The sequence below is a fragment of the Neorhizobium phenanthreniclasticum genome (genome assembly GCF_040066075.1).
Lineage (GTDB): Bacteria > Pseudomonadota > Alphaproteobacteria > Rhizobiales > Rhizobiaceae > Neorhizobium > Neorhizobium petrolearium.
Genome location: NZ_JBEAAL010000017.1, coordinates 23603 through 45820 on the forward strand (window position 1 = coordinate 23603; position 22218 = coordinate 45820).

The window sequence follows — 22218 nt, forward strand, 5'->3', positions numbered from 1 at the left end:
ACTCAGCTCCGCGGATCAAGGACGTCACGCAGCCCGTTGCCCAGAATGTTCATGCCGAAGATCGAGATGAACAGGGCCATGCCGGGGGCTGCCACCGCCCACCAGGCGGAGAACAGATACGTGCGCGAATTGACGAGCATCGCGCCCCATTCAGGTGCCGGCGGCTGGGTGCCCAGCCCGGCGAAAGAGAGCGCAGAAGCGATCAGGGCCGAGAGCGGCGTGGCGAAGGCGAGATAGACGATGAGCGGCGACATGACATTCGGCAAGACTGTGCCGAACAGGATTTCCGCGTCACTTGCCCCAAGCGCCCTTGCGCTCGTCACATAATCCTCACGCTTCACCGTCAGCACGGAGCTGCGCACCAGCCGCGCATAGCCGGGAATGCCTGCAATACCCACGGCTGCCATGCCGGTCCAAAGGCTCGGGCCAAGGATCGCAACGACCACCAGCACGAGTAGAATGTAAGGAAACGCCAACAGGATATCGATGATCCGCATGATGATGCTGTCAGTGAGCGCCGAACCTGCGCCGGCGATAAGTCCAAGCAACGTGCCAATGGTTGCCGAGATCGATGCCGTGATCAGACAGATGAGGAGGAAATAGCGCGTTCCAAAGATGATGCGGCTCAAAAGATCGCGGCCGACCTCGTCTGTCCCAAACCAATGTTGAAAGCTTGGTGGTTTGAGGCGTTGAACGGGATTGATCTTGAATGGATCGTAAGGCGCGATCCAAGCAGCAAAGGCGGCGAGCAGCAGTAACGCAAGCACCACCGAGCCACCGACAACGGCCGCACGGTTGCGGAGCAATTTGCCAGCCATGACCCGCCAGCGTGGTATGATCGCAACAATCGGTTCTTCGAGGACGACGGTGCTCATGATACGAGCTCCACACGCGGATCGAGCCAGGCATACATAATGTCGGCCACGAGATTGATAATGAGATAGGTGGCAGCGCTGATCAGGATGATCGCTTGGGTGAGCGCGAAATCGCGCCATTGGATAGCATTCACCGCCAGTTCGCCGATGCCGTGCCAGGAGAAGATCGTCTCAACGATGAAAGCACCGCCGAGCAGATTGCCGATCTGTAAGCCGACGACGGTCAGCACGACGATCAAAGCATTGGGGAGTGCATGGCGGAAGATCAGCGCCGTCTCGCTTTGCCCGCGCGCTCGTGCCGCCAGAATATAATCGCGCCGCATCACGTCGATCATATTGCTGCGCGCCACTTGAGAGAGCGGAGCCGCCTCGATGATGCCGAGCGCGAAGGCCGGCAGGATGATCGCCATCCAGCCATGTGGTACGACGGGCAGGATCCTGAGCCAGACCGAGAAGACGAGGATCAGCAGCAGGCCGAAGAAGAAGGCCGGCATGGATATGCCGAACAATCCCACCGTCGTCGCCGTCACATCAAGCCACGTATTGCGGCGGGCGGCCGCGAGAATGCCCGTCGTCAATCCCAATACCAGCGCGATCACGAGCGACAGCGCTGTCAGCAGGATCGTATTGACATAGCGATAGCCGATCTCGTCGATCACCGGCTTGCGCAATCGGATGGACTCGCCGAAATCGCCCTGCATGAGGTCGCCGACATAGATGAAGAACTGCTGGTACCACGGCAGGTCGAGGTGATATTTCGCCCGAAGTGTGGCGATTGCCTGGGCCGCTTCCTTTTCCGACAACTGCCCCTGATACATCGCGGTGACCGCGTCCGTCGGGATCAGCGCCTTCATGAGGAAGGTGATCAGCAAAATACCGATCACCACCGGTACCAGGAGCAGCAGACGTCTGACAACGTACTGCGCCATTGCGGATTACCCCGTGATCTTCAGGTCGGAAGCGTAGAGCCGGCCGAGGAAGTCGAGGCGATAGCCTTCGAGCTCACTGCGGACCACCGTTATCGGCCAGTCGGTCAGCAGCGGCAGGATCAAGCGGTCCTCGAGGATTGCCTTTTGCCCATCGCTGACGAACTGGAAGCGCTTTGCCGGATCGAGCGCTGCATCGGCAGAATCGAGCGCCTGATCGATGGCGGGATTGGCCGGCAGGAGCTGGCGATGGCCCGGCGAGCGGAACAGTTGCGACATGACGCTTGGGTCGGGCCAGGTCCAACGGTTGAGGTCCATGTCCCAGTCCGGTTTCAGCAGCCCCGGATAGAAGGTGCCCCAGTCGGCGGTGCCGACATCGACCTGGATGCCGACATCTGCAAGATTTGCCTGGATGACGGCAAGGGCGCGTTCCGTCGTGCTGCTGGCATAGCTGCGCACAGTGAATTTGGCCTGCATGCTGCCCTTGGCGCGGATGTCGCCAGAAACCTTCCAGCCAGCTGCATCAAGGAGTGCCTTGGCCTTTTCCGGGTCGTAGGGCGTGCCGTATTTTTGAGCGACGGTGTCATCGTAACCCGGAATACCGCGCGACAGCGGGCCGAGCGCGATCTTACCATTACCGCCGAACGCGGCGGCCAACACGGACTCTCGATCGATTGCGTAGCTCACGGCCTCGCGGAAAGCTTTGTCGTCAAAAGGCGGCTTCTTGTAGTCGAACTCCATGAACATCAGGTTCTTGGCGTTCTGGTCGTTTATGATGTTGAACTGCTTGTCGCCTTCGAGCGGGCGCACGGCATCCGCCGTCAAAAGGGCCGCCTGCAATTCGCCTGTCTGCAGCGCGGAGGTGACGACGCCCTCTTCGGCCAGCACGTTGAGCACAATGCGATCGAGATAGGCCGGTCCCTGATTCTTGGCGTCAGGGCGGTATTGCTTGAATTCGGCATTCCGGACGAGCTCAATGCTGGTGCCAGGCGTCCAGTTACCGAATTTGAATGGACCGGTTCCAACCGGATGACGCGGGTAGGCTGAACCAGCTGCCTTGACGGCCGTTGGCGAGTTGAAGCCGAAATAGGACAAGCCGAGCAGATTGATGAACGGCGCGAATGGCTTGGAGAAGGTGAAGACAACGGTCATGTCGTCCGAGGTCTCAACCTTCTGAAGAGGATTGATCATTGCCCGCGACGGTGATGCGTTCTTCGGGTCCATGACGGTGTCGAAATGGAATTTTACGGCCGCTGCGTTGAAAGGCGTGCCGTCATGAAAGACCTTGCCGGGCTTCAGCTTGAAGGTGATGACCTTGCCGTCGGCGCTTGGCTCCCAGCTTTCAGCGAGCCAGGGCTTCGCTTGTCCTTTCTCGTCCAGGTAGACGAGCGATTCCAGCAGATAGTTTCCGAGCACCTCACTGACCACGAGCGAGATGCTCTGCACATTATAAAGGCCCTCGGGATCAATGGTTAGGCGAAAACGCGCCACTTTTTCGGCCTGGGCGAAAGCCGGTTGGGAAATGCCCATTGCCAGCGCACCCAGGGCCGAGGCCGATGCAAGCGTGAATTGACGGCGATTCAGCATGAAATTCCCCTTTTTTATGAGGGAATGTTTTCCGTGGTGCCCCTGATCATATAGAGCCTCACGCCCCTCTAATCCGAATATTTACTCGGATTTTTGAAAGGCGCAAGAGGATGTTTTTTGCAGTGCAAATTTCTTGCCAAATATGCAAAGAAGCCAGGCCAGAAGGCATATAAACGGGAAATGACGGCGTGGCGGAGAAGAGAAGCCCGGTTCAGGCGCGGTCGCGCAAGATCAAGGCAACCATCATGGAAGCAGCGCATGATGTGATGCGTGACCGGGGCATCCGTGCGATCACCACCAATGCGGTTGCCGAACGGGCCGGCGTCAAGGTCGGTTCGATCTACGACTACTTCCCCAACAAGGAAGCGATCATCGCAGAGATCTACGAGGAAAAGCTGGCGCAGGTGCGAAGTTTCCTCGAAGCAGGATCGCAGAAGATCGAAAGGAAAGCCTGGCGCACGCAGCTTGCCGATCTCCTGCGCGACACATGGAGCTATCAGCTTGGCATCGGACTTGACCGGACCATCGTCGACGCCTCCTACTATTACGAGGACCTGCTGCGCATCGCTCGTGCCCATTCGCAATTGTTCGCATCCAATTACGTGCAGTTGCTCAAGCGGCTAGGCTCCCCTTGGAGCGAGAACGAGTTGTTTGACCTCGGGATCAGCATCTATACGCTGGTGAATGCGACATGGAGTTATTGGCGCCTGACGGAAACCCAGGAGGCGATCGCCATAGAGCGACAAATCACGCTTACGATCACGCTGATCGAACCAGCTTTCGAAGCACGGCCACATAACGACCGAGACACCGCGCCCGCCAATCCACCGGTGGCGAGCAACTGACCTCCCTCCGCTGGATTAGGATTATCCCTGTAGACTGTGGCTCAGCGCGACTTTGGCCCCGCCTGCGCTCTTTCCTGGATGGGGAAGGAGCTGTTGACCCGCTGTTTTGTGGCCGAGCGACGCTTGTGAAGGGAACCGAACCCTCGCCAGGTTAGATCAAATCAGCAAGGAGCTGATCGGAAAGCGAATCCGCCAGGCAACGGAAAACCGAACTCATCGAGAGAACGGATTAGCAAAAGCTCAAGCGAAGGTTGGAGGGACTGGGATTGACGCCATCAGTCAGTCCATATGGCCGCCGGGTAAACCATGCCGGCTCAAATACCCGTTCCCTTCGCCAGATCGTCGCGCACGTCCTTCCTCGGTTTTTCGCTGAGAGGCGGCCGGTCAGGAGCTTCAACCTTGAGGCTAGAGGACCCTCACGTGTCACAAGGGTGTGTTTTTAAAGAGATAAGGGCTTTGTTGGAATTGTCCCGAATGCAACAAAGGAGAACCGCTATGGCTGATATCGACACCAGCAAATTGTCTTGGGACGAATGGGACGAGTTACAGAATCCGCCCCCGGCCGAGACCGATTTCGACCGCGTTGTCGAATCGGCCATTTCGCGCCGCGGCTTCCTCGGCGGTATCCTCGCCGTCGGTTCGGCCGCCGCCGTCATGGGAACGCTCGGCAATCTGGCGTCCCCCACCTCTGCCCAGGCGCAGGACGCCGCTTCGCGCTTCGCATTCAAGCCGATCCCGGCCTTCACGGACAACACCGTGCACGTCCCTGAAGGCTACACCTGGAAGCCGCTCGCAAAGTGGGGCCAACCCCTGTTTTCCAACGTTCCGGATATCGATCCTGTCAACGGCGTCAGCGTCGAAAACTCGGATAAGGTCTTTGGCGAAAACACCGACGGCATGGAACTGTTCGTGATTGGCGATCATCAGGTCATCGCCGTCAACCATGAATATGTGAACAACGAAACCAATCTTCCGCACAATGAAAAGGGCATGCCGAAGAGCGCCGACGACGTGAAGATCCTGCAGAACCTGCAGGGCGTCACCGTCATGGAAGTCGCCGAACGCGAAAACGGCTGGGAAATCGTGCTCGACAGCCCGTTCAACCGCCGCATTACCCATCTGACGCCCATGAAGATCGCCGGGCCGGCCGCCGGCTCCGATCTCATCAAGACCGAAGCCGACCCGAACGGCACGGACTGTCTCGGGACCTTCAACAACTGTGGCGCCGGCAAGACGCCGTGGGGCACCTATCTCACCTGCGAGGAGAACTTCAACGGCTACTTCGGCTCGACCGATCCGAACTTTATCATGCCCGACGACTTCAAGCGCTACGGCATCGCGGTCGAAACGCGATATGGCTACGAGACCTTCGATCCCCGTTTCGACGTCTCGAAGAACCCGAACGAGCCGCGCCGCGCCGGCTATGTCGTGGAAATCGATCCGTCGGATGTCTCCTCGTCGCCGATCAAGCGCACCGCGCTCGGCCGCATCAAGCATGAGAACGCCGCCGTCGTGATCGCTCGCGATGGCCGGGTGGTCGTCTATATGGGTGACGACGAGCGTGGCGAATTCCTCTACAAATATGTCTCAAACGGCGTCTACGTGCCGGGCGGCGACACATCCAAGCTGCTCGACGAAGGCACGCTCTACGTTGCCAAGTTCGTCGATGACGGCAACGGCGAGTGGCTGGCGCTGACGCCGGAAACGACCGGTATGAAAATGGACGAGATCTGCGTCTTTACCCGCCAGGCGGCCTCCAAGGTCGGCGCCACGACCATGGACCGTCCGGAATGGGTCGCCATCAACCCGGTCGCAATCGAAGCCTATTGCGCGCTTACCAACAACACCAATCGTGGCGTGAAGAAGAATGCCGGCGGCGACGAAATGCCGGTCGGTGGTGCGAACCCGCGCGAGAAGAACGCATACGGCCAGATCGTGCGCTGGTATCCGGAAAACGAGGATCATGCCGGCGGCAAGTTCAAGTGGGACCTCTTCGTGATGGCCGGCAACCCGGACGTCCACAAGGACGCCTATGCCGGTTCGTCCAACATCAACTCCGGCAACATGTTCAATTCCCCGGACGGCATGATGTTCGACTCGACTGGCCTCTTGTGGATCCAGACGGATGGTGAAGACACTAATGAAGGCGACTTCCTCGGCCAGGGCAACAACCAGATGCTCGCCGGAGATCCGGCGACCGGCCGCATCGAACGTTTCCTGACCGGCCCGAAGGGCGGGGAAGTCACCGGCATGACCTGGTCGGCGGACAAGCGGACGGTGTTCGTCGGCATTCAGCACCCCGACGCGCCCTTCCCCGACGGCGAAGGCAAATTGCCACGCTCGACGGTCGTTGCAATCAAGCGCGCCGACAATGCGCTTGTCGGATAGCCGTTAATTGTCTCGACAACGGTTTGGGGGCGCCGGTTTCAGCGCCCCCTCCTAGTTCCCAATGTCGCGCACATCGCAGTTCGTATGCCGCTTTGCAATGAGATTGAAATCCGGCGGTCAATCTTCACTGCCATGCCTCCTCGTCATTCCGCTCGTAGTCGCGGAACGCCTTTTTCAGCCCGCGAGCCCTTCGCCACGATGGGAGCGCAATCTGAGAACAGTCAATCGACGTCTGGCTGCAATTGCTGGCATACGAACCCACGACACCTCATTTCTTGTCGGAATTACATCAGTAATTTCAGTGACTTATTGACGAAATGGAGTAGACTCAACCGAAATTTTTGATGAGTTTCGTTTAGCCGTTCAGCGCGTCGTTGAGGTCGTGCAATCCGACCATCAGCATCATGGGGTCGGACGGAGAAGGCAGGAAGCCGACGGCCTCGTAGAAGGCTCGTGCGTCATCGGAAATCGCATGGACCAGCACGCCGCGGATGCCGAGTACTTCAGCGGCATTACGCAAGCGCAGGCCCGCGTCGCGCACTAATGCCCTGCCGATACCACGCCCCTGATAGGATTGATCAATGGCGAGGCGACCAAGCACAGCGACTGGGATTGGATCCGGCATATTGCGCCGAAAACGGCCAGGTGCTTCCGGCTGTTTTACCGCGCCCGAGGCGAGCGCGTAATAGGCGATAACGCCGATTCCCTCGCACACGACGAAAGTACGCGATGCGCCGCCTGCTTGATTGGCGCGGGCGCGGCGACGCAGCCAGTCGTCCAGTTCAGGGACACCGGAATTGAAATCGGCCAGTTCATGATGATCGGCCAGGGGGGCCGGTGCACTGAGGGTCACGCCTCATCCCACGGCGCTTTGGTCGACATGGTGCGTTTTAGACGCTCATTGAGCGGGGCGGGCGCATCAAGCCGGGCAAGGTATTCGGCAAAGATTTCGGGGCTTACCGTGAAGATAATACGGTCGAGCAGCACTTCCTCGGCACGGCGCTCGGAAGCTTCCAACATGAAATCCGTGCGCGTTTTACCGAGCAACTCGGCGGCGCGATCGATCAAGTTGCGGGTCGCAGGCTTGATGCGCATATTCAGCGGCACACTTGCGTCTGGACTTTTACTCGGGCGTGAGGTCGGCATGGAAACTCCTGTTTGCAGGCATTTATATAGCGTAACGACATCATCTTTACAAGCATCGTAAAGATATCGTCATTACGCGTTTCGCGCGGTGCTATTTCGCCGCATTTCGTTCATGGACTCTTGGGGAATCGAACCAACGCCCGCTCTTCCGTATAACTTTAGGCGCCTAAAAACACTGGAAGACCCAGACAGGTTTCAACGGCCGTCACCTCTCCACCTAAGAGTGATTTCCACTATCAAGAGAATAGTGGCCTTAGTGTTCACCCGGCGCATCATGCAAGTGGTTCGCGATGCGTGTCACCTTCCTAATCGGCAATCGCCTTGGGAGAAGATTAGGGGGCATCTCAGCCCCCTCAACTTCACTAATATTCTTGGGTGAGGCAAGAGGGGCCAATTCTTCACCTCGCTTGGCAGGAGGCAAGCCTGCAATGAGGGTGCGCCGGCCGCAGTCGGCAGCACCCCTGCTCCTCTTCGAAGCGTTCTGGGCGCGTCCTCGAGGCGTAAGGCGGCTCCGAGCCGCACCCCGTGAAGGTCGATCTCGATGCCCCAACTGATCCAGGGAGTATCTTGGCAATGGAGTCGCGGCGCCTTGCAGTGCTGGGACAATCCTGATCAGGGATGTTGAAGATCGGCGTAGATGGCCTCAATGCGCATGGCCTCCCCGTCCGTCAGGGCGGCGAATTCGCGTTCCCGCGCCCGCTTCGACAATTTGCCGTCATTCTGGCGCAGAAAGCGGAACAGGAGGTCGAGCAGCCTGTCCGGCATGTCGATCATCCGCGAGACCTCGGCCTTAAAGCTATAATAAGCTCTAAGGAAGGCGGTCTCTGCGGGCAGATCGACGTCGATTGTCCGCGCCACGCATTCAAACAGGAACTCCGCGTGGGGCGTCGCATCGAAATAGCGATAGAAATCGGCCGTCTCGTTCAGCACCTCGACATTGCCGCGATCGGTCGGTCGCCAACGGATATGGGGCAACAGACGGCGCGAATAGGTCTCCAGCACGCGCCGGTATTCGTCGATGCGATCGAGGATGACGGCCGAGACGGGAAACACCAGCCCTGGCGGATTGAAGCCGCGCTCAGCCAGCACATGGTGGATGAGGTAACGGTGCAGGCGTCCGTTCCCGTCCTCGAACGGATGGATATAGACGAAGCCGAAGGCGAGCGCGGCGGCCACGAGAACCGGATCGAGCTGCCGCGCACCGCGGTCGAAGGCAGTCAGTCCGTCGATCAGATCCGGCAGGTCCTCATAGCGGGCGCTGACGTGGTCCGGAATTGGCGCGCCGCTCACGCGATCATGCTCGCCGACAAAGCCGCCATCAGTGCGCAGGCCAAGGTGCACGAAACGCGCGTCGCCGATGACAATGCGCTGCAACCGCTCCAGTTCGGCCCGGTCGACTGGATGGCGACCAGCCTCCCCGATCACCTGCCCCCAGCGCTGGATGCGATCCTGGGGCGGATTTTCGCCCTCGATCTGAAAACTCGACCGCGAATCCTTCAGGAGCAGGAAGGTGGCGGTGCGGGCGAGCAGATCGGCCGGCACGTCTGCAATCAAGCGCCGTGCTTCCTCGCCGAGATTACGTGCGACAAATGCGTCCAGGGCGGGTGTCCGGAAGATCATCGGACACCAGGCGGGTGTTCCCGGCAGGTTGTTCTTCAGCCGATGGCGCGGCGATGTCGTCCCATCAACCGCCCATTGCAGATCGGCATCGACGACGGGAGCATAAGAGCCTTGGGCGGCATCATCCAGATCGAGCCTGGTGTCTAGCAGCCATTCATAGAGAAACCAGAGACGCCGCGCATACGCGCCGGTCGGCGCAGCTCGCACGATCTCGGTAACGGGCTGCGGTCCGGTCACCTGAAACAGGGACTTGAGCACGGCCAGATCCAGTCCTTCGTAACGCAACGCGAAGGTCAGATGGCCCGTGAGATTGGGTTCGGGTTGGTGACGCGGCGTGTAAAGCTTCCACCCGTCAGCCTGATAAATCTTGTGGCGTGGGCCGATGGCGGCAAGGCTGATCGGCAGGGGTACGGGCAGTTCGAAAGCGTCGATCAGGGCAGCGTAGCCGACAGGGAGCGCTCGCTCGGGCAACCAGCGCCCGTGAAAAACGCTCACCGCGTCTGAAAATGGCTTCTTTTGCTCATGCGCCATGAACTTCGATATTGACCCGTGAAATCCTGTCCTTGGATAAGAAATGTCATGAAAAGAAATTCCGGACAATGAAATTCGATGGAATCCAACCGGACGGCATGAAATTCAATTCCGCAGAGTCGGATTTCTCACCACCGCTGCGGTCAATCGGCTGGCCAACCTCCTCGATCTTACATCACCCCCTTCCCGTTGCTGCGGATCGATGGCGCCACGCTGGTTTGAACCAGCGTGAAGCAGCTCAAAAACTTAAAACGGCCTGTGTTTTTCCATGAGCGCAGTTCCCCACGCCCCCATTGCAGCAAGATTGCTCTTTAGGCCATCATCTGCATGGCGTTGTGCCCCCAGGCCGAGCCCGCTTGATATGATTCGAACCACGAAAAAGGGAAACTAGTAATACCCATCCGTTGTCTGGGAACGAGCCGCTCCGTCGCCGGCCGACGAAGCAAGAACCGGATTTCGATTGCGACCATACTGTCGCGGTGCGCAACCCATCTTCCGCTTGAACGCCGTGCTGAATGCGGCATCGGACTCGTAACCCAGCGATAGGGCAATGATTGAGATCGGGTCATTCGAATTTGCCAGCCTGTCTGCCGCCAGCAGCATCCGCCAGCGGGTCAGATAGTCCATGGGCGTTTCGCCGACGGTTGCCTTGAATTTCATGGCGAAGGCGGATCGGGACATGCAGGCGCGCTCGGCAAGTTCCTGCAGCGTCCAGCGACGGGCAGGATCGGCGTGCATGGCGGCGATCGCTGCGGACATCTGCTTGTCCGCGAGGGCAAAGAACCAGCCGACACGGCCTTCCACCTCGTCTGCCAGATGGAGCCGAAGGGCCTGAACCAGCATCATATGGGCAAGGTGTTGAGCGACAAGGAAACTCCCAGGCTGTGGCTCGCGCAGTTCCTGCATCATCCGCTCCACGGACCAACGCAGAGCCGCCTGATCCGACTCTTTGTGGATGTGCACGATCGGAGGCAAGGTTCGCAGCAATGTGCCGGAATGTTGCCCACTGACGGCAAAGCGGCTGCCGACAAGAAAGAAATCCCCGCCGCCATTCACCGTGACGACACCGCCGGCCCGGGCCGGCGGAAAGACCGTGCCAGCTTCGACAGGGCGAAGGCTCAGATCGCTCGCAAGACGGAATGGACGGCCGCTCGGCAGCACGAAGCAGTCTCCGCTTTCCAATCGCACCGCATGGGGAACATCTTCCACGGCCAGCCAGCATCCGCCGGAGACGACGGCATAACATTTGATCCGCTCATTCTGATCGCCGAACTGGATCGACCAGTCGCCGCCCGCATCGAAGCCGGAGGACACGTAGCTGCGCGGTTTCAGGAGCGAAAGCACGTCTGACAGAGGGTCCATGAGGTAATCCTGGACGATCGCAAAGATATTGTGGATGGAGACGAATAGCTCGTATCAGCGCGCTTGTCTATCGTGCCTCTAGCCATGGAGGCGATGCAATGATCTCTACCATACTTCGCAAAATATCCGGTCTTTGGGACCACCGGGGCAAAGGGCAAAGACGCGCCCTGATGGCAGCCCTTCTGCCATCGTCGGGCTTGTTCTGTCCTTTTCCGGCCGCCGCCCAGGATGCTGATGGAGCGCGCCTGTTTCAGCAACGCTGCGCGACCTGCCACAGCCTGGAAGCGGGCCAGAACAAGTTGGGTCCGCACCTGTCAGGCGTCATCGGCCGGACTGCCGGCAACATCGAAGGCGCCGCCTATTCCGACGCGATGCGGTCTTCCGGCATCACTTGGGACGGCCAATCCCTCGACACCTTTCTCACGGCGCCGGGCCGCATGGTTCGCGGCACACGGATGACTGTCGCGATCCCCAATGCAACCCAGCGAGCGGCGATCATTCAGTATCTGGAAGGCCAATCGGCCGATTAAAGTTCATTGGAGCAATCATGACAGCCTTCACCATCAACGGGCGCGCGGTCGATGTCACAGCCGAACCTGATACACCGCTTCTTTGGGTAATCCGGGAACATCTAAAGCTCACCGGCACGAAGTTCGGTTGCGGGATTGCACAATGCGGGGCCTGCACCGTCCACGTCGATGGCGAGCCGACACGTTCCTGTCAGACTTTCCTTGAGGATGTCGCCGGCAAGGCGGTCACGACGATCGAAGGCCTCTCGCCGGATGCCAGCCATCCGCTTCAGAAGGCCTGGATCGCCGAGCAGGTGCCGCAATGCGGCTATTGCCAGTCCGGACAGATCATGCAGGCGGCGGCGCTTCTTGAGACAGAGCCGAACCCCACACGTGAGCGGATCATCGAATATATGGATGGCAACATCTGCCGCTGCGGGACCTATGTGCGGATCATCAGCGCCATTCAGCGCGCTGCACGGGAGGGCTGACACATGACCCAATCATTCAAGCTTCACAGCCGCGCGATCTCGCGGCGCAGTTTCCTGATCACGGCGGGCGGCTTCGGTGTCGCGGTTGCATTCGCCGGTCTGCCCGGGAATGCATCGGGTGCCGCCGTGGCGCCAGCCGTTGAGGGCGACTACCGCCCGAACGCCTGGGTGACCATCGCGGCCGATGGCATAGTCAGTATCATGTCGCCAGCCTCCGAGATGGGCCAGGGCATCATGACAACGCTGCCGCTTCTCATCGCGGAAGAAATGGATGCCGATTGGGACAGGGTCCGCATTGTCCAGGCTCCGTCCAACGCGGAAACCTACGGCAATCCGGGCTTTTATGGTATCCAGCTCACGGGCGGCAGCGAATCCACGCGTGGTTATTACGACCTGCTACGGCTGATCGGCGCGCAGACCAGAAAGGTCATCCTGGCAAGTGCAGCCGGAATGCTAAACGTGCCGGCGATCGAGCTCAAGACGGAACCAGGCCGCGTAGTACATGCACGATCCGGTCGGTCGCTCGGCTATGGCGAGATCGCGGCGGCCGGTCCACTTCCCGATCCTTTGCCGCAGGCCACAGGGGCCGACCTGAAACCCGCCGATCAATGGCGCTATATCGGCAGGCGTGACATCCCCCGTGTCGACGTGCCGGCGAAGGTCGACGGCACCGCGATCTATGGCATCGATGTGCAGCTTCCCGGCATGCTGTATGGCGCGGTGCTGCGGGCACCCGTCCAGGGTGAACGACCGGAGGCCATTGACGACACCGCGGCCAGGACCGTGCCGGGCGTGACGCATATTGTACCGCTTTCCTACGGGGTCGGAATCATCGGCGATACGGTCGAGGCGACGCTGCGGGCAAAGGACCTTCTCAATGTGACGTGGAGCACGACGTCGCGGGTTCGCAACTACGCAAGCACCCGCCTGCTGGAACACTATCGCAGCGTGGCGGGCGACCTCTCGCAAACGGGCGTGGAGGCCTTCTCCGAAGGTGACGCAGATGCCCTGATCGCGAATGCGGCGACTGTCATCGAAGTCGACTACATGAGCGATCTCGTCTGCCATGCCACCATGGAGCCGATGAATGCCACGGCGCTGGTGACCGGGGACACCGTGGAGATCTGGGCGCCGACGCAGGGGCCGACGGGTACACAGGGGTTTGCCGCGGAGGTCATCGGCACCACACCTGACAAGGTCAAGGTCAATGTGACCCTGCTCGGTGGCGGCTTCGGCCGCAAGGCCGAGGCGGACTTCATTGTCGATGCCGCGTCGCTGGCCAAGGAGGCGGAGGGACGCCCGGTCAAGGTCATCTGGAGCCGCGAGGACGATATCCGGCATGATAAATTCCGGCCACTCGAAGCGCAGCACATTCAGGTCGGGCTGGACGCCGATGGCAACATCGCCGGCTGGCGGCATCGTATTGTGGCCGATTCCATCTTCGCTCGAACCAACGCCGAATTGTTCGCAAACGCGGGCGGTCACGACGACGTCGTGACCGAGGGGGCGCATTTCAACTACGCCGTTCCCGCTCATCGGATCGAGTACATTCGACAAGATAACGGCTTGGACATCGGCTTCTGGTTCGCGGTCGGGGTTGGCTACACCCGGTTCGGTATCGAATGCGTTATCGACGAAATCGCGGCCGCCAGGGGAACCGATCCCCTGCAACTCAGGCTGGAGCTGCTGCGGGACCAGCCACGGGCGCGCAACGTTATAGAGACCGTCGCCCGGATGGCCGAATGGGATCGGGAGCGCGATGGCCGAGCACTCGGCCTCGCCTATTCCGATGCCTTTGGCTCTCATTGTGCGCAGATTGCGGAAGTGTCGCTCAATCGTGAAACCGGGGTGATCAGGGTACATAAGGTTTGGTGCGCTGTGGACCCGGGGGTCGCGATCCAGCCGCGCCACATTGAGGGCATGTTGATCGTCGGGATCACGAACGGAACTGGCCATGCACTGTTCGAGCAGGTCAACATCGTCGATGGCGAGGTGCAGGAAGGAAACTTCGACACCTATAGAGTGATCCGTATGTCCGAGGCGCCCGAAATCGAGGTGTCGGTGGTTCCAACAAGTGGAAGCCCGGTTGGAGGCATGGGCCAGGTAGGCCTGCCGCCGGTGGGGCCGGCAATCGCCAACGCAGTCGCGCGGCTCACGGGCGGGGCGAGGCTCCGGCACTACCCGTTCCTGCCCGACCGGGTCCTAGCGGCCCTGAACGCCTAGCTCCGCAGATGCTTGCTCGCACTGGATGATGTCGGAGCACCGCAAGAAGTGCCGATGAAGGGTATCGACGCCACGCCGGCCTCTGCCGCGATTGCACGCATCGGCCCATCCACTCGCGACTGCGTTTGCGCTTTTGATAAACAGGCCGTCGCCTTCCTGAGTATCTGTCCGTGCGGACAAACCGCAACGGTTCGCGATGGCCTACGCTCAGCAGCTGTCTGGAGGTCCGGTGCAAAGTTCAGCGGGCTCTTCGGCACAATGGCAATGCTACCCCGTACGGCGTGCGTGAGTAAGTCGAGCTGACTACGTAAGCCCACCCGCCCGCACCTCCGGTCTACGTTCGGCAGCCGGGTTGCGGCGCACCCGCAAAGTGTCCTGCTTTGGCGGCACCTTGAAAAGGCGACCATATTCGCGGGTGAACTGGGAAACGCTCTCATATCCCACCTCGAACGCCGCGTTGCTTGCCGAAAAGCCTTCATCGCGCATGAGGCGCCGTGCTTCGATGAGACGCAGTCGCTTCTGGTACTGCCCCGGCGTCAGCGACGTCATCATCTTGAAGTGCTTGTGAAACGCAGTCAGGCTCATAGCCGCTGCGGCTGCCAGGCGCTCGACAGCAATACGTGCGCGATATTCCGACCTGAGGATCGCGATAGCTTCAGCCAGGCGACCGGCATAGCTATCGGGGTCTGCAAGTGTGCGCAGTGCGGGACCATGCGGACCCGACAGGAGCCAGTAATGCAGTTCCCGCATGATGCCGGGCCGCACGATGGGCGTCGCATCCGGATGGTCCAGAAGATGCATCAGTCTCAACCCACAATCCAGCATCGCTGCTTCGGTATCGCCCGTGAACAACTTCTGCGTTCCCGATGAACGTTTCGAGGCATCCGTGCCGATCTGGGCCGCAACCTCGCGCAGGAGCGCAATCTCCAGTTCCACGGCAATCGCAAGATAGGGCGCCTCAGGGGTCGCCTCGATGATCCGGCCAACCACGGGCATGTCGGCAGCCACGATGACCGACTGTCCACGAGAGACTATCCGTTCCTCAGTCCCCACAAGCATGCGCTTTGCGCCTTGCAGCACGAAGCAGACGAGTGGCCGATAGACGGAGTGCAAGTCGCCAGTAGACTCTTCAACGCACATCATGCGCAGCCCTGGCACCGGGGTTATGGCCAAGCCCTCCCGGTTCGCGTGATGTCGCGCATACGTGCGAACAGCCTGCTTGAGTGCATCCATATCGCTTGCTCCCGTTTTTGTCGTGAACCTAGCACGTCAGCGCGAGCATTTCAGCAACCTTGCAGGATTAGGCAAGTTTTGCGCAGACCGCGGCAAGTCTCCCAGCCCGCCTCGATGTAAAAAATCTCCCAACAAAGAGGGCGCCCTCTCATCGGTACGTCCGCCGCCGTGCGGGTCAGGCAGGAAAAGCGTGGGCTTCGACCTCGATTGAGCCATGAACCTCGCTACCGGTCGACGCAACGTCGACACAACCACGAAAAGGAGATGAAAATGACAGATCGTCAGAACGAACCGGTCATCCCTGCAGTGTCGCGGCGCAAGATGCTGGCCGGAGCCGGTGTTCTTGCCACAACGGCCACCATAGCAGGCATAGCTCGGGCACAATCCCCGGCCACCACTGCCGGAGCGGCGTCGGGGACTGCCGGCAATCCAGGAGTTGCACTGGTAACGGGCTCGTCAAGAGGAATCGGTGCAGCAACCGCGCGGCAGCTTGGCCGTGACGGCTATCGAGTGGTCGTCAACTGCGTCGTGAACACTGATCTCGCAGCCCGGGTGGCCGCAGATATCGAGGCAGACGGAAGCCAAGCCATCTGGCGACAGGCGGACGTGCGGGATCCGGCAGCGGTGCGAGCGCTGTTCGATGCGGCAGAAGAGGCATTCGGCGGCGTCGACGTCGTCGTGGCCAATGCCGGCGTGATGCATCTTGCGCCTTTCGCCGAGATGACGGACGAGGACGTCAATCACATGATCGACGTCAACATACGCGGAAGCTTCCACACGTTGCGTGAAGCAGCTCGGCGTGTTCGCGACGGCGGCCGGATATTTGCTCTTTCTTCCACCATCGCCAAGTTCCGTACAGAAACCTACGGACCCTACGCAGCCTCGAAAATGGCCCAAGAGCTTTACGCTACCGTTTTGGCGAAGGAACTGGCCGGGCGAAACATATCCGTCAATGCGATCGCGCCTGGCGTCGTCAATACGACCTTGTTCACCGACGGAAAGACGGAGCAGCAGATTGCAGGTTTCGTACAGCGCACGCCGCATGGGCGGCTGGGAGAACCGGAAGACATCGCCCAAGTCATTTCGCTTCTGTGCAGCGGCAACGCCCGCTGGGTGAACGGCCAGGCCATCTACGCGAACGGAGGCATCGCCTAGTCGGCCCAGTGATTCCCACCCTGAGTCGATAACAGCTAGCTTCCGTCACCAATGGCACAGGTGACGGAAGCGTGTCCCGGCGAAGAAATTATGGTCAGACCGAGATTGCATCCAACCTCGACATGCCCTGGGGTCTCACCTTCTTTCCTGAAGGGGCAGCGCTCGTCACCGAAAGATCTAGCGGGTTGCAGAGGTCGTGGCGAACCTACAACTGTCGAACGCATAGACGATGTCGCTATCAGCGCCGAAGGCGGGCTACTGAGAAGCGGTTGCCTCATTCACGCGATCTCAAAAACAATTGACGAGGTCGCTTGGCGAGCCTGGCCGAAATCATGTCCTGCAAGCCCCACCGACACCGTTCGGAAAGCCTTCGAAACTCCCAGCGGCTCTCCCAGGCAAAAGCATGCGGCAAGCCGGGCTGTGAATCTGGCGGGAACATTAAAAGCTACCAACGCGTCTGCGTCGCGCACGCGACGTGGTTCGGGAACCGAATGTGACGACGCGCCATAGAGCCGTCGGCCACGTGCTTTCCCGACGTGGAATGACGCAAGTGAAATGACCACTCCTGCGGCTATGGCTTCTGCTCCTTCATCGCCACGACCGGCGGAATACGAACCGCAGCCCCGGTCAGTATACTGTTTATTTCCTGGGCACGCCGGAGATGATCGAGCACGGTGGGCAACATTGAGGCCGCCAGCCGCTGCATTTCCCCATCCTCGCCCAATGAGATCTCCCATGCCAGCAATTGCGCCGTCTTTTGATGATCAACGATCTGCGCCTTGATATAGGCCACGTCGAAGGCCTCATCGTTCAGTTTATCCAGGTGGTCGCGCACGACCTGGTGATCCGGATCAAGCCCGGTCGGAAGCGGGATCTTGGTGGCATCGGCGAGGTCCTTCAATTTGCTATTGGCATCCTTGTGATCGCGGACCATCATCTCGGCAAACTGCTTGACGGCATCGGCCTTGGCCTTACCGCTGGCCAAATTGCCCAACTCCACCTCTGCAAGTCCGCCTGCGGTGATAAGTTGCGCAAACAGCCGGTCCTGATTGTTGGTTTGATGCGGCGCCGGCACACCGGGCTTCGACATCTTCGTGTCGACGCCCATTCCGGCTGGGTTTCCAATCTGGGCAACAGCGCTGCCGCTCAGCAACATCAATCCTCCCAACAAAATGATACGATGGCGATACATGGCGCTCTCCTCCTTTATCCCTCACAGCGTAAGCAGATATGCGACCAGATCCTTCTTTTCCTGCTCGGTCAGCTTGACTCCCAGGACCAGATTGAAAAACTCGACTGTGTCGGCAAGCGTCATGAGGCGTCCGTCATGCATATAGGGTGGTGAATCCTTGATGCCCCGCAGCGTGAAGGTTTTGATGGGGCCGTCGGGTAGCGTGACGAAATCGTTGAAAACCTGACCGATCTTGTAGAAGCGTTCGAGCTTCAGGTCGTGCATGTTGTTGTCCATGAACTCCGTCTGCGGCACGTGACAGTCGGCACAACGCCCCTTGCCCATGAATATCTGCTCCCCGGACAACTCTTGCGCAGTGGCAAGAGCCGGATCCAGTCGGCCGAACGGATCGAGCTTCGGTGCGGGCGGGAAATCGATGATGTTTTGCATCTGCGCCATCATCGCGACCTGGTTCGGCCGATCGGGCAGATTGACGCCCTTGCGCGTCGCACTGACATGGTCGCCGTTGAAATAGGCGGTTCTCTGCTCGAATTCGGTAAAATCTTCGACCGACCGCAGTGATCGCTTGGAACCGTGGATCTGTTGGTTGAACAATCCCCTCAAACTTGTCGTATCGAGCCGGAAACGATCCGCTTGGGGGCGGACATCCGGCGTCAGGTGGAAAGCTGCGTTGGTATGGAAATTCGAATGGCAATCGAGACAGGAAACACCCGTGCTCTGGTCTGCAACCTTGCGATCTTCGGTCTGATTGAACTCCTCCTGCGGAAAAGGGGTCAAAAGCAACCGCAATCCTTCCATCTGCACCGGCGTGATGATGCCGTTCATGATCTCGTAGAAGTTCTTGATCGTCAGCAATTGTCCTCGCGACACGTCACCGAGTTCGGGATGCGTTGTCAAAAAAATGGGCGGAGGAAACTCCGGCGTCAGATTGTCGGGAAGATCGAAGTCGACGTCGAACCGGCGAAGATCCCGCATTTCCTGCACGTGGATTTCATCGATCTGACGGTTGGGAAAGACTTGTCCGCCCGTCGCCTGTTTCACATGCGGCAGGGGCAAAAATCCTTCCGGTAAAAGGTTTTTTTCCCTGATCTCGGCCGGTGTCATCTCCGCTAATTGATCCCAGCTTGTATCCGCCGGAAGCTTGACGCGAACCCCATCCTGCACGGGCTTCATCCCGCCAGACATCATGACCTCCGGCATCGGCCGGTCCGATAGATCGTAGCGGCGATCGAGAAGATCGCGTTGCCGCCGCATTACGTCCGGCTTCTGCGCCTCGTCAATTTTGCGGACTTCCGAAAATGGCATGGTCGGCAATGGCCGGTATGTAGCATCAGGCGGCAGTGGATCGGAAACGGCTGCGACCGCCAGGACGCTTATCCCGGTAAACGATGCCCCGAAGAATGCGCCGGATCTTCGAAATTTCCACATATCCCTCTCCTCCATTGCCGATCGAGCAGGCTGTCCGAACTGCGGAGAGGGGGAAGAGTTCCTGGACAGCAATGATTTTAGGTTTCAGGACCGCTATCTTTAAGCCGGGGCAAAACCTCCTGCCCAAAGACATCGATGAATTCATGTTGATTTCGGCCGACATTGTGGACGTAGATTTCCTGAAATCCCATCGCGGCGTCCATTCTCAACCACTCGACATGCCGATGCGGATCAGCCGAGACGCGCACATGCTCATCCAGATCTTCCGGCCGTATTTTGGCACATGCCTGATCGAACTCTTCGGGCAGCCGGAGCGTCTCGGCGACCGCAGCGGTAACGGCGTTGCTGCGCCACTGGTCGAAGGCATTGGCTCGCGCTTCATCGTCGGAGGCGGCATAAGAGATATGCACCTGCAAGTAGAGCGGCTTGCCTTCGCCGCCGCCACGCCGAAATGCCTCGACGATATCGCGAAGGTTTTCCCGCGGCTGATTGATGGTGATCAGCGCATCCGCCCAGCTTCCCGCCCATTCCGCCGTCTCGGGCGACAATGCACCGGCAACGATGCGGGGCATTTCTTCGGCAAGAGTATGAATGCGCGCCTCGTCTACCCTGATCGGTCCTTCGCGGCTGACGAGTTCTCCCGACCACAGTTCACGGATGATCCCGATCGCCGCCTGCAGCCTTGCGTTCCGCTCCCGCTTCGACGGCCAGCGTTGTCCCGTCACGTGCTCGTTCATGGCCTGACCGCTGCCGACTGCCATCCATGGAAAACGCCTCGGAAACATCTCGGCGACCGTCGCCGCAGCCTGCGCCGTGATTGCGGGATGATAACGCCACCCGGACGGAACGGTGATGATGCCGAACGGAATGGATTGTGTTGCCTGCATTGCCGCCCCCAGCCACGCCCAGGCAAAGCCCGATTGGCCCTGTCTCTCGCTCCAGGGGGTCAGATGATCCGAAGACATCACCGCTCCAAAGCCCGCGGCTTCCGCGGTCCGGACGTAGCCGATCAGTTCGCTCGGCGGAAACTGTTCATGAGAGGCATGGTAGCCGATGAGCGTCATTGTCCATTGCCTTCGGAAATGAGCCAGCGATAGGCGTAAGGTTCGAGTTCCAGTCGTGAATTCTTCGCGACATCGAATTCCAGGTCGCCCATCAGATCACGAAAGTATCTGGGCTGCATGCCGCCAAAATTGATCTCGGCTTTGATCGGTCGGCTCGCCAGGTTGTGGACGAGCAACAGCAGGTCACCCGCGTCTTCGAACCCGTGGACAAGAACAGCTGGATCGTCCGCACTCAGCCTCACCGGCCGGCCCTTCGTGAAAATCGGCTGATTTCGGCGAAGGCTGATAAATCGCTTCATCCTGTTCAACAACGAACCGGCGTCGTTGTTCTGGTCTGCGACATTCACGTTCTTGTATGAGAACGGCCCTTCGGTGACGACCGGCTGACACAGCTTTCCGACATTCGCGGTTGAGAAGCCACCATTCCTCTCGCCTGACCACTGCATCGGCACCCGCACAGAGTTCCGTCCGGCTTGGGAAAGATCTTCACCGATACCGATCTCGTCTCCGTAAACGATGAGGGGCGGCCCCTTCAGCGAAAAGACGATGCTGAATGCCAGCTCGATCCGGCGCTGATCACCATTCAGCATCGGCGCGACACGCCGCCGGACGCCGCGCTCGAATACCTGCATTTCCTTTTTCGGCGCGAAGACGTCGAAAACCGCCTGCTTCAGATCGGGCGGCACGCGGGAAAAATCGAGCTCGTCCAGATTGCGGAGGAAATTGACCCAACCACAGTTCAAGGGAGGTTCCGGAAGAAGGCTCAGGCCCTGGTTGATTGCGGCGGCGTCCTGCTTGGCAAAGCCGGCGAACATATAGCAGGCCAGCATGAAGTTGAGCAGAAGCTGGATTTGGTCTCCTTCTCCGAAAAATGCGTCCGACGCCTCTGGCGGAAGGTTTACTTCTCCGAGCAGTACGCCGCCTGGCCGGCGGCTTTGCAGATAGCCACCGATTTGCCTGAGAATACCGTGCGGATCGCGGGGATTGGCATGTTCGAGCCCTTTGTCCGCGATGATGAGCGGAGCTGCATCCAACCGAAACCCACTGACCCCGAAGGCAATCCAATAGTCCACGATCCGGAGGATTTCCTCACGCACCTGGGGATTGGCGGCATTCAGCTCCGGTTGGAACTCGTAAAAATTATGGAAATAATAAGCTCGCGCGACCTCATCGTAAGTCCACAGACTGTCCACCTCACCGGGAAAGATCGATTTGGCGCCGGCAGCGACCGGTGGAGGATCAGCGCTCCAGACATAATAATCGCGATAACGCGCCTTGTCGTCACGCCGCGCGGCCTGAAACCAAGGATGTTGGTCGGAAGTGTGGTTAACGACCAGATCGATGATCACACGAATGCCGTGCTCTCCGGCTCCGTGCAGAAATGTCAAGAAATCGTCGAGCGTGCCGACTTTGGGATTGATGGAATAAAAATCGCTGACATCATACCCGTTGTCGCGGTCGGGACTGCGATAGAAGGGCAAAAGCCAAATACAGGTGATACCCAATTCGGAAAGATAGGCCAGCTTTTCGGTGAGCCCGACGAAGTCACCGACACCGTCGCCATTTCCGTCTGCGAACTTCTCGACATCGATGCAGTAGATCACTGCTTCTTCGTACCAGGTGCTGCTCCGGTTCGGCACGCC

The 22218-nt window shown here is 59.5% G+C and carries 19 protein-coding genes; 7 read left to right on the top strand and 12 right to left on the bottom strand.

What is annotated here, in order from left to right; all coding sequences use genetic code 11:
* Positions 1-2: 2 nt before the first annotated feature.
* Genes ABK249_RS20250 through ABK249_RS20260 form a run of 3 tightly spaced genes read right to left on the bottom strand, consistent with a single transcriptional unit; the run spans position 3 to position 3388 of the window.
* Positions 3-875, bottom strand: coding sequence for an ABC transporter permease (locus tag ABK249_RS20250; RefSeq protein WP_200883912.1), 873 nt, complete (start codon positions 873-875; stop codon positions 3-5).
* A complete protein-coding gene (locus tag ABK249_RS20255) occupies positions 872-1804 on the bottom strand; it encodes an ABC transporter permease (RefSeq protein WP_037146488.1) in 933 nt (310 codons plus the stop codon). Before ABK249_RS20255 ends, ABK249_RS20250 begins: the two co-directional genes overlap by 4 nt.
* A gap of 6 nt (positions 1805-1810) precedes the next feature.
* On the bottom strand, positions 1811-3388 hold the full coding sequence (locus ABK249_RS20260) for an ABC transporter substrate-binding protein (protein ID WP_037146490.1): 1578 nt from the start codon (positions 3386-3388) through the stop codon (positions 1811-1813).
* Positions 3389-3576: 188 nt separating this feature from the next.
* Between ABK249_RS20260 and ABK249_RS20265 the strand changes: the two genes are divergently transcribed.
* Together ABK249_RS20265 and ABK249_RS20270 are read left to right on the top strand one after the other, a co-directional pair.
* Positions 3577-4233: a TetR/AcrR family transcriptional regulator gene (locus ABK249_RS20265; protein WP_052182652.1), complete on the top strand. Its 657-nt coding sequence runs from the start codon at positions 3577-3579 to the stop codon at positions 4231-4233.
* Between the two features lie 495 nt (positions 4234-4728).
* Positions 4729-6621, top strand: a complete 1893-nt coding sequence (locus tag ABK249_RS20270; RefSeq protein ID WP_227703475.1) for a PhoX family protein — start codon at positions 4729-4731, stop codon at positions 6619-6621.
* Between the two features lie 355 nt (positions 6622-6976).
* Here the strand turns inward: ABK249_RS20270 and ABK249_RS20275 are convergent, their stop codons facing one another.
* From ABK249_RS20275 to ABK249_RS20285, 3 genes are all read right to left on the bottom strand, one after another.
* Positions 6977-7474 carry a GNAT family N-acetyltransferase gene (locus ABK249_RS20275; RefSeq protein WP_227703476.1) on the bottom strand — a complete coding sequence of 166 codons (498 nt, stop codon included), beginning with the start codon at positions 7472-7474 and terminating at the stop codon, positions 6977-6979.
* Positions 7471-7767, bottom strand: coding sequence for a type II toxin-antitoxin system TacA family antitoxin (locus ABK249_RS20280; RefSeq protein WP_037146495.1), 297 nt, complete (start codon positions 7765-7767; stop codon positions 7471-7473). Before ABK249_RS20280 ends, ABK249_RS20275 begins: the two co-directional genes overlap by 4 nt.
* 612 nt (positions 7768-8379) lie before the next feature.
* Positions 8380-9918 carry a Fic family protein gene (locus ABK249_RS20285; protein ID WP_037146497.1) on the bottom strand — a complete coding sequence of 513 codons (1539 nt, stop codon included), beginning with the start codon at positions 9916-9918 and terminating at the stop codon, positions 8380-8382.
* 11 nt (positions 9919-9929) lie between these two features.
* Here ABK249_RS20285 and ABK249_RS20290 point away from each other — a divergent pair, with 11 nt between their 5' ends.
* Positions 9930-10190 carry a hypothetical protein gene (locus ABK249_RS20290; RefSeq protein ID WP_152601039.1) on the top strand — a complete coding sequence of 87 codons (261 nt, stop codon included), beginning with the start codon at positions 9930-9932 and terminating at the stop codon, positions 10188-10190.
* A gap of 115 nt (positions 10191-10305) precedes the next feature.
* Here ABK249_RS20290 and ABK249_RS20295 read toward each other — a convergent pair whose 3' ends face one another.
* On the bottom strand, positions 10306-11280 hold the full coding sequence (locus tag ABK249_RS20295) for an AraC family transcriptional regulator (protein ID WP_037146498.1): 975 nt from the start codon (positions 11278-11280) through the stop codon (positions 10306-10308).
* A 170-nt stretch (positions 11281-11450) separates the two neighbouring features.
* Here ABK249_RS20295 and ABK249_RS20300 point away from each other — a divergent pair, with 170 nt between their 5' ends.
* From ABK249_RS20300 to ABK249_RS20310, 3 genes are read left to right on the top strand one after another with little or no spacing between them, the layout of a single operon-like run.
* Complete coding sequence (locus tag ABK249_RS20300; RefSeq protein WP_037146500.1) at positions 11451-11810, top strand: c-type cytochrome; 360 nt, start codon at positions 11451-11453, stop codon at positions 11808-11810.
* Between the two features lie 17 nt (positions 11811-11827).
* Positions 11828-12280 (top strand): (2Fe-2S)-binding protein, encoded by a 453-nt coding sequence (locus ABK249_RS20305; RefSeq protein WP_037146502.1) that lies wholly within the window; start codon positions 11828-11830, stop codon positions 12278-12280.
* A gap of 3 nt (positions 12281-12283) precedes the next feature.
* Positions 12284-14503, top strand: a complete 2220-nt coding sequence (locus ABK249_RS20310; RefSeq protein WP_348863744.1) for a xanthine dehydrogenase family protein molybdopterin-binding subunit — start codon at positions 12284-12286, stop codon at positions 14501-14503.
* A 303-nt stretch (positions 14504-14806) separates the two neighbouring features.
* Here the strand turns inward: ABK249_RS20310 and ABK249_RS20315 are convergent, their stop codons facing one another.
* Entirely contained in the window at positions 14807-15736 is a 930-nt protein-coding gene (locus ABK249_RS20315) for an AraC family transcriptional regulator (RefSeq protein ID WP_052182654.1), read from the bottom strand.
* 264 nt (positions 15737-16000) lie between these two features.
* Between ABK249_RS20315 and ABK249_RS20320 the strand changes: the two genes are divergently transcribed.
* Positions 16001-16891 (top strand): SDR family oxidoreductase, encoded by an 891-nt coding sequence (locus tag ABK249_RS20320; RefSeq protein WP_052182655.1) that lies wholly within the window; start codon positions 16001-16003, stop codon positions 16889-16891.
* A gap of 571 nt (positions 16892-17462) precedes the next feature.
* On the opposite strand, the gene ABK249_RS20325 is transcribed toward ABK249_RS20320, so the two are convergent.
* The 4 genes from ABK249_RS20325 to ABK249_RS20340 form a co-directional block, all read right to left on the bottom strand.
* On the bottom strand, positions 17463-18083 hold the full coding sequence (locus ABK249_RS20325) for a DUF4142 domain-containing protein (RefSeq protein ID WP_037146506.1): 621 nt from the start codon (positions 18081-18083) through the stop codon (positions 17463-17465).
* 21 nt (positions 18084-18104) lie between these two features.
* On the bottom strand, positions 18105-19511 hold the full coding sequence (locus ABK249_RS20330; RefSeq protein ID WP_227703478.1) for a cytochrome B6: 1407 nt from the start codon (positions 19509-19511) through the stop codon (positions 18105-18107).
* Between the two features lie 77 nt (positions 19512-19588).
* Positions 19589-20575, bottom strand: coding sequence for a TIGR03885 family FMN-dependent LLM class oxidoreductase (locus ABK249_RS20335; protein WP_037146511.1), 987 nt, complete (start codon positions 20573-20575; stop codon positions 19589-19591).
* Complete coding sequence (locus ABK249_RS20340) at positions 20572-22215, bottom strand: alpha-amylase family protein (protein ID WP_348863745.1); 1644 nt, start codon at positions 22213-22215, stop codon at positions 20572-20574. The genes ABK249_RS20335 and ABK249_RS20340 overlap by 4 nt, the downstream gene beginning before the upstream one ends.
* Positions 22216-22218: the final 3 nt, after the last annotated feature.

Coding starts and splice junctions, on each gene's coding strand:
- ABK249_RS20335 (WP_037146511.1), bottom strand. CDS start 20,575: ATGACGCTCATCGGCTACCATGCCTCTCATGAACAGTTTCCGCCGAGC.
- ABK249_RS20320 (WP_052182655.1), top strand. CDS start 16,001: ATGAAAATGACAGATCGTCAGAACGAACCGGTCATCCCTGCAGTGTCG.
- ABK249_RS20315 (WP_052182654.1), bottom strand. CDS start 15,736: ATGGATGCACTCAAGCAGGCTGTTCGCACGTATGCGCGACATCACGCG.
- ABK249_RS20325 (WP_037146506.1), bottom strand. CDS start 18,083: ATGTATCGCCATCGTATCATTTTGTTGGGAGGATTGATGTTGCTGAGC.
- ABK249_RS20295 (WP_037146498.1), bottom strand. CDS start 11,280: ATGGACCCTCTGTCAGACGTGCTTTCGCTCCTGAAACCGCGCAGCTAC.
- ABK249_RS20270 (WP_227703475.1), top strand. CDS start 4,729: ATGGCTGATATCGACACCAGCAAATTGTCTTGGGACGAATGGGACGAG.
- ABK249_RS20260 (WP_037146490.1), bottom strand. CDS start 3,388: ATGCTGAATCGCCGTCAATTCACGCTTGCATCGGCCTCGGCCCTGGGT.
- ABK249_RS20255 (WP_037146488.1), bottom strand. CDS start 1,804: ATGGCGCAGTACGTTGTCAGACGTCTGCTGCTCCTGGTACCGGTGGTG.
- ABK249_RS20250 (WP_200883912.1), bottom strand. CDS start 875: ATGAGCACCGTCGTCCTCGAAGAACCGATTGTTGCGATCATACCACGC.
- ABK249_RS20330 (WP_227703478.1), bottom strand. CDS start 19,511: ATGTGGAAATTTCGAAGATCCGGCGCATTCTTCGGGGCATCGTTTACC.
- ABK249_RS20310 (WP_348863744.1), top strand. CDS start 12,284: ATGACCCAATCATTCAAGCTTCACAGCCGCGCGATCTCGCGGCGCAGT.
- ABK249_RS20280 (WP_037146495.1), bottom strand. CDS start 7,767: ATGCCGACCTCACGCCCGAGTAAAAGTCCAGACGCAAGTGTGCCGCTG.
- ABK249_RS20305 (WP_037146502.1), top strand. CDS start 11,828: ATGACAGCCTTCACCATCAACGGGCGCGCGGTCGATGTCACAGCCGAA.
- ABK249_RS20300 (WP_037146500.1), top strand. CDS start 11,451: ATGGCAGCCCTTCTGCCATCGTCGGGCTTGTTCTGTCCTTTTCCGGCC.
- ABK249_RS20285 (WP_037146497.1), bottom strand. CDS start 9,918: ATGGCGCATGAGCAAAAGAAGCCATTTTCAGACGCGGTGAGCGTTTTT.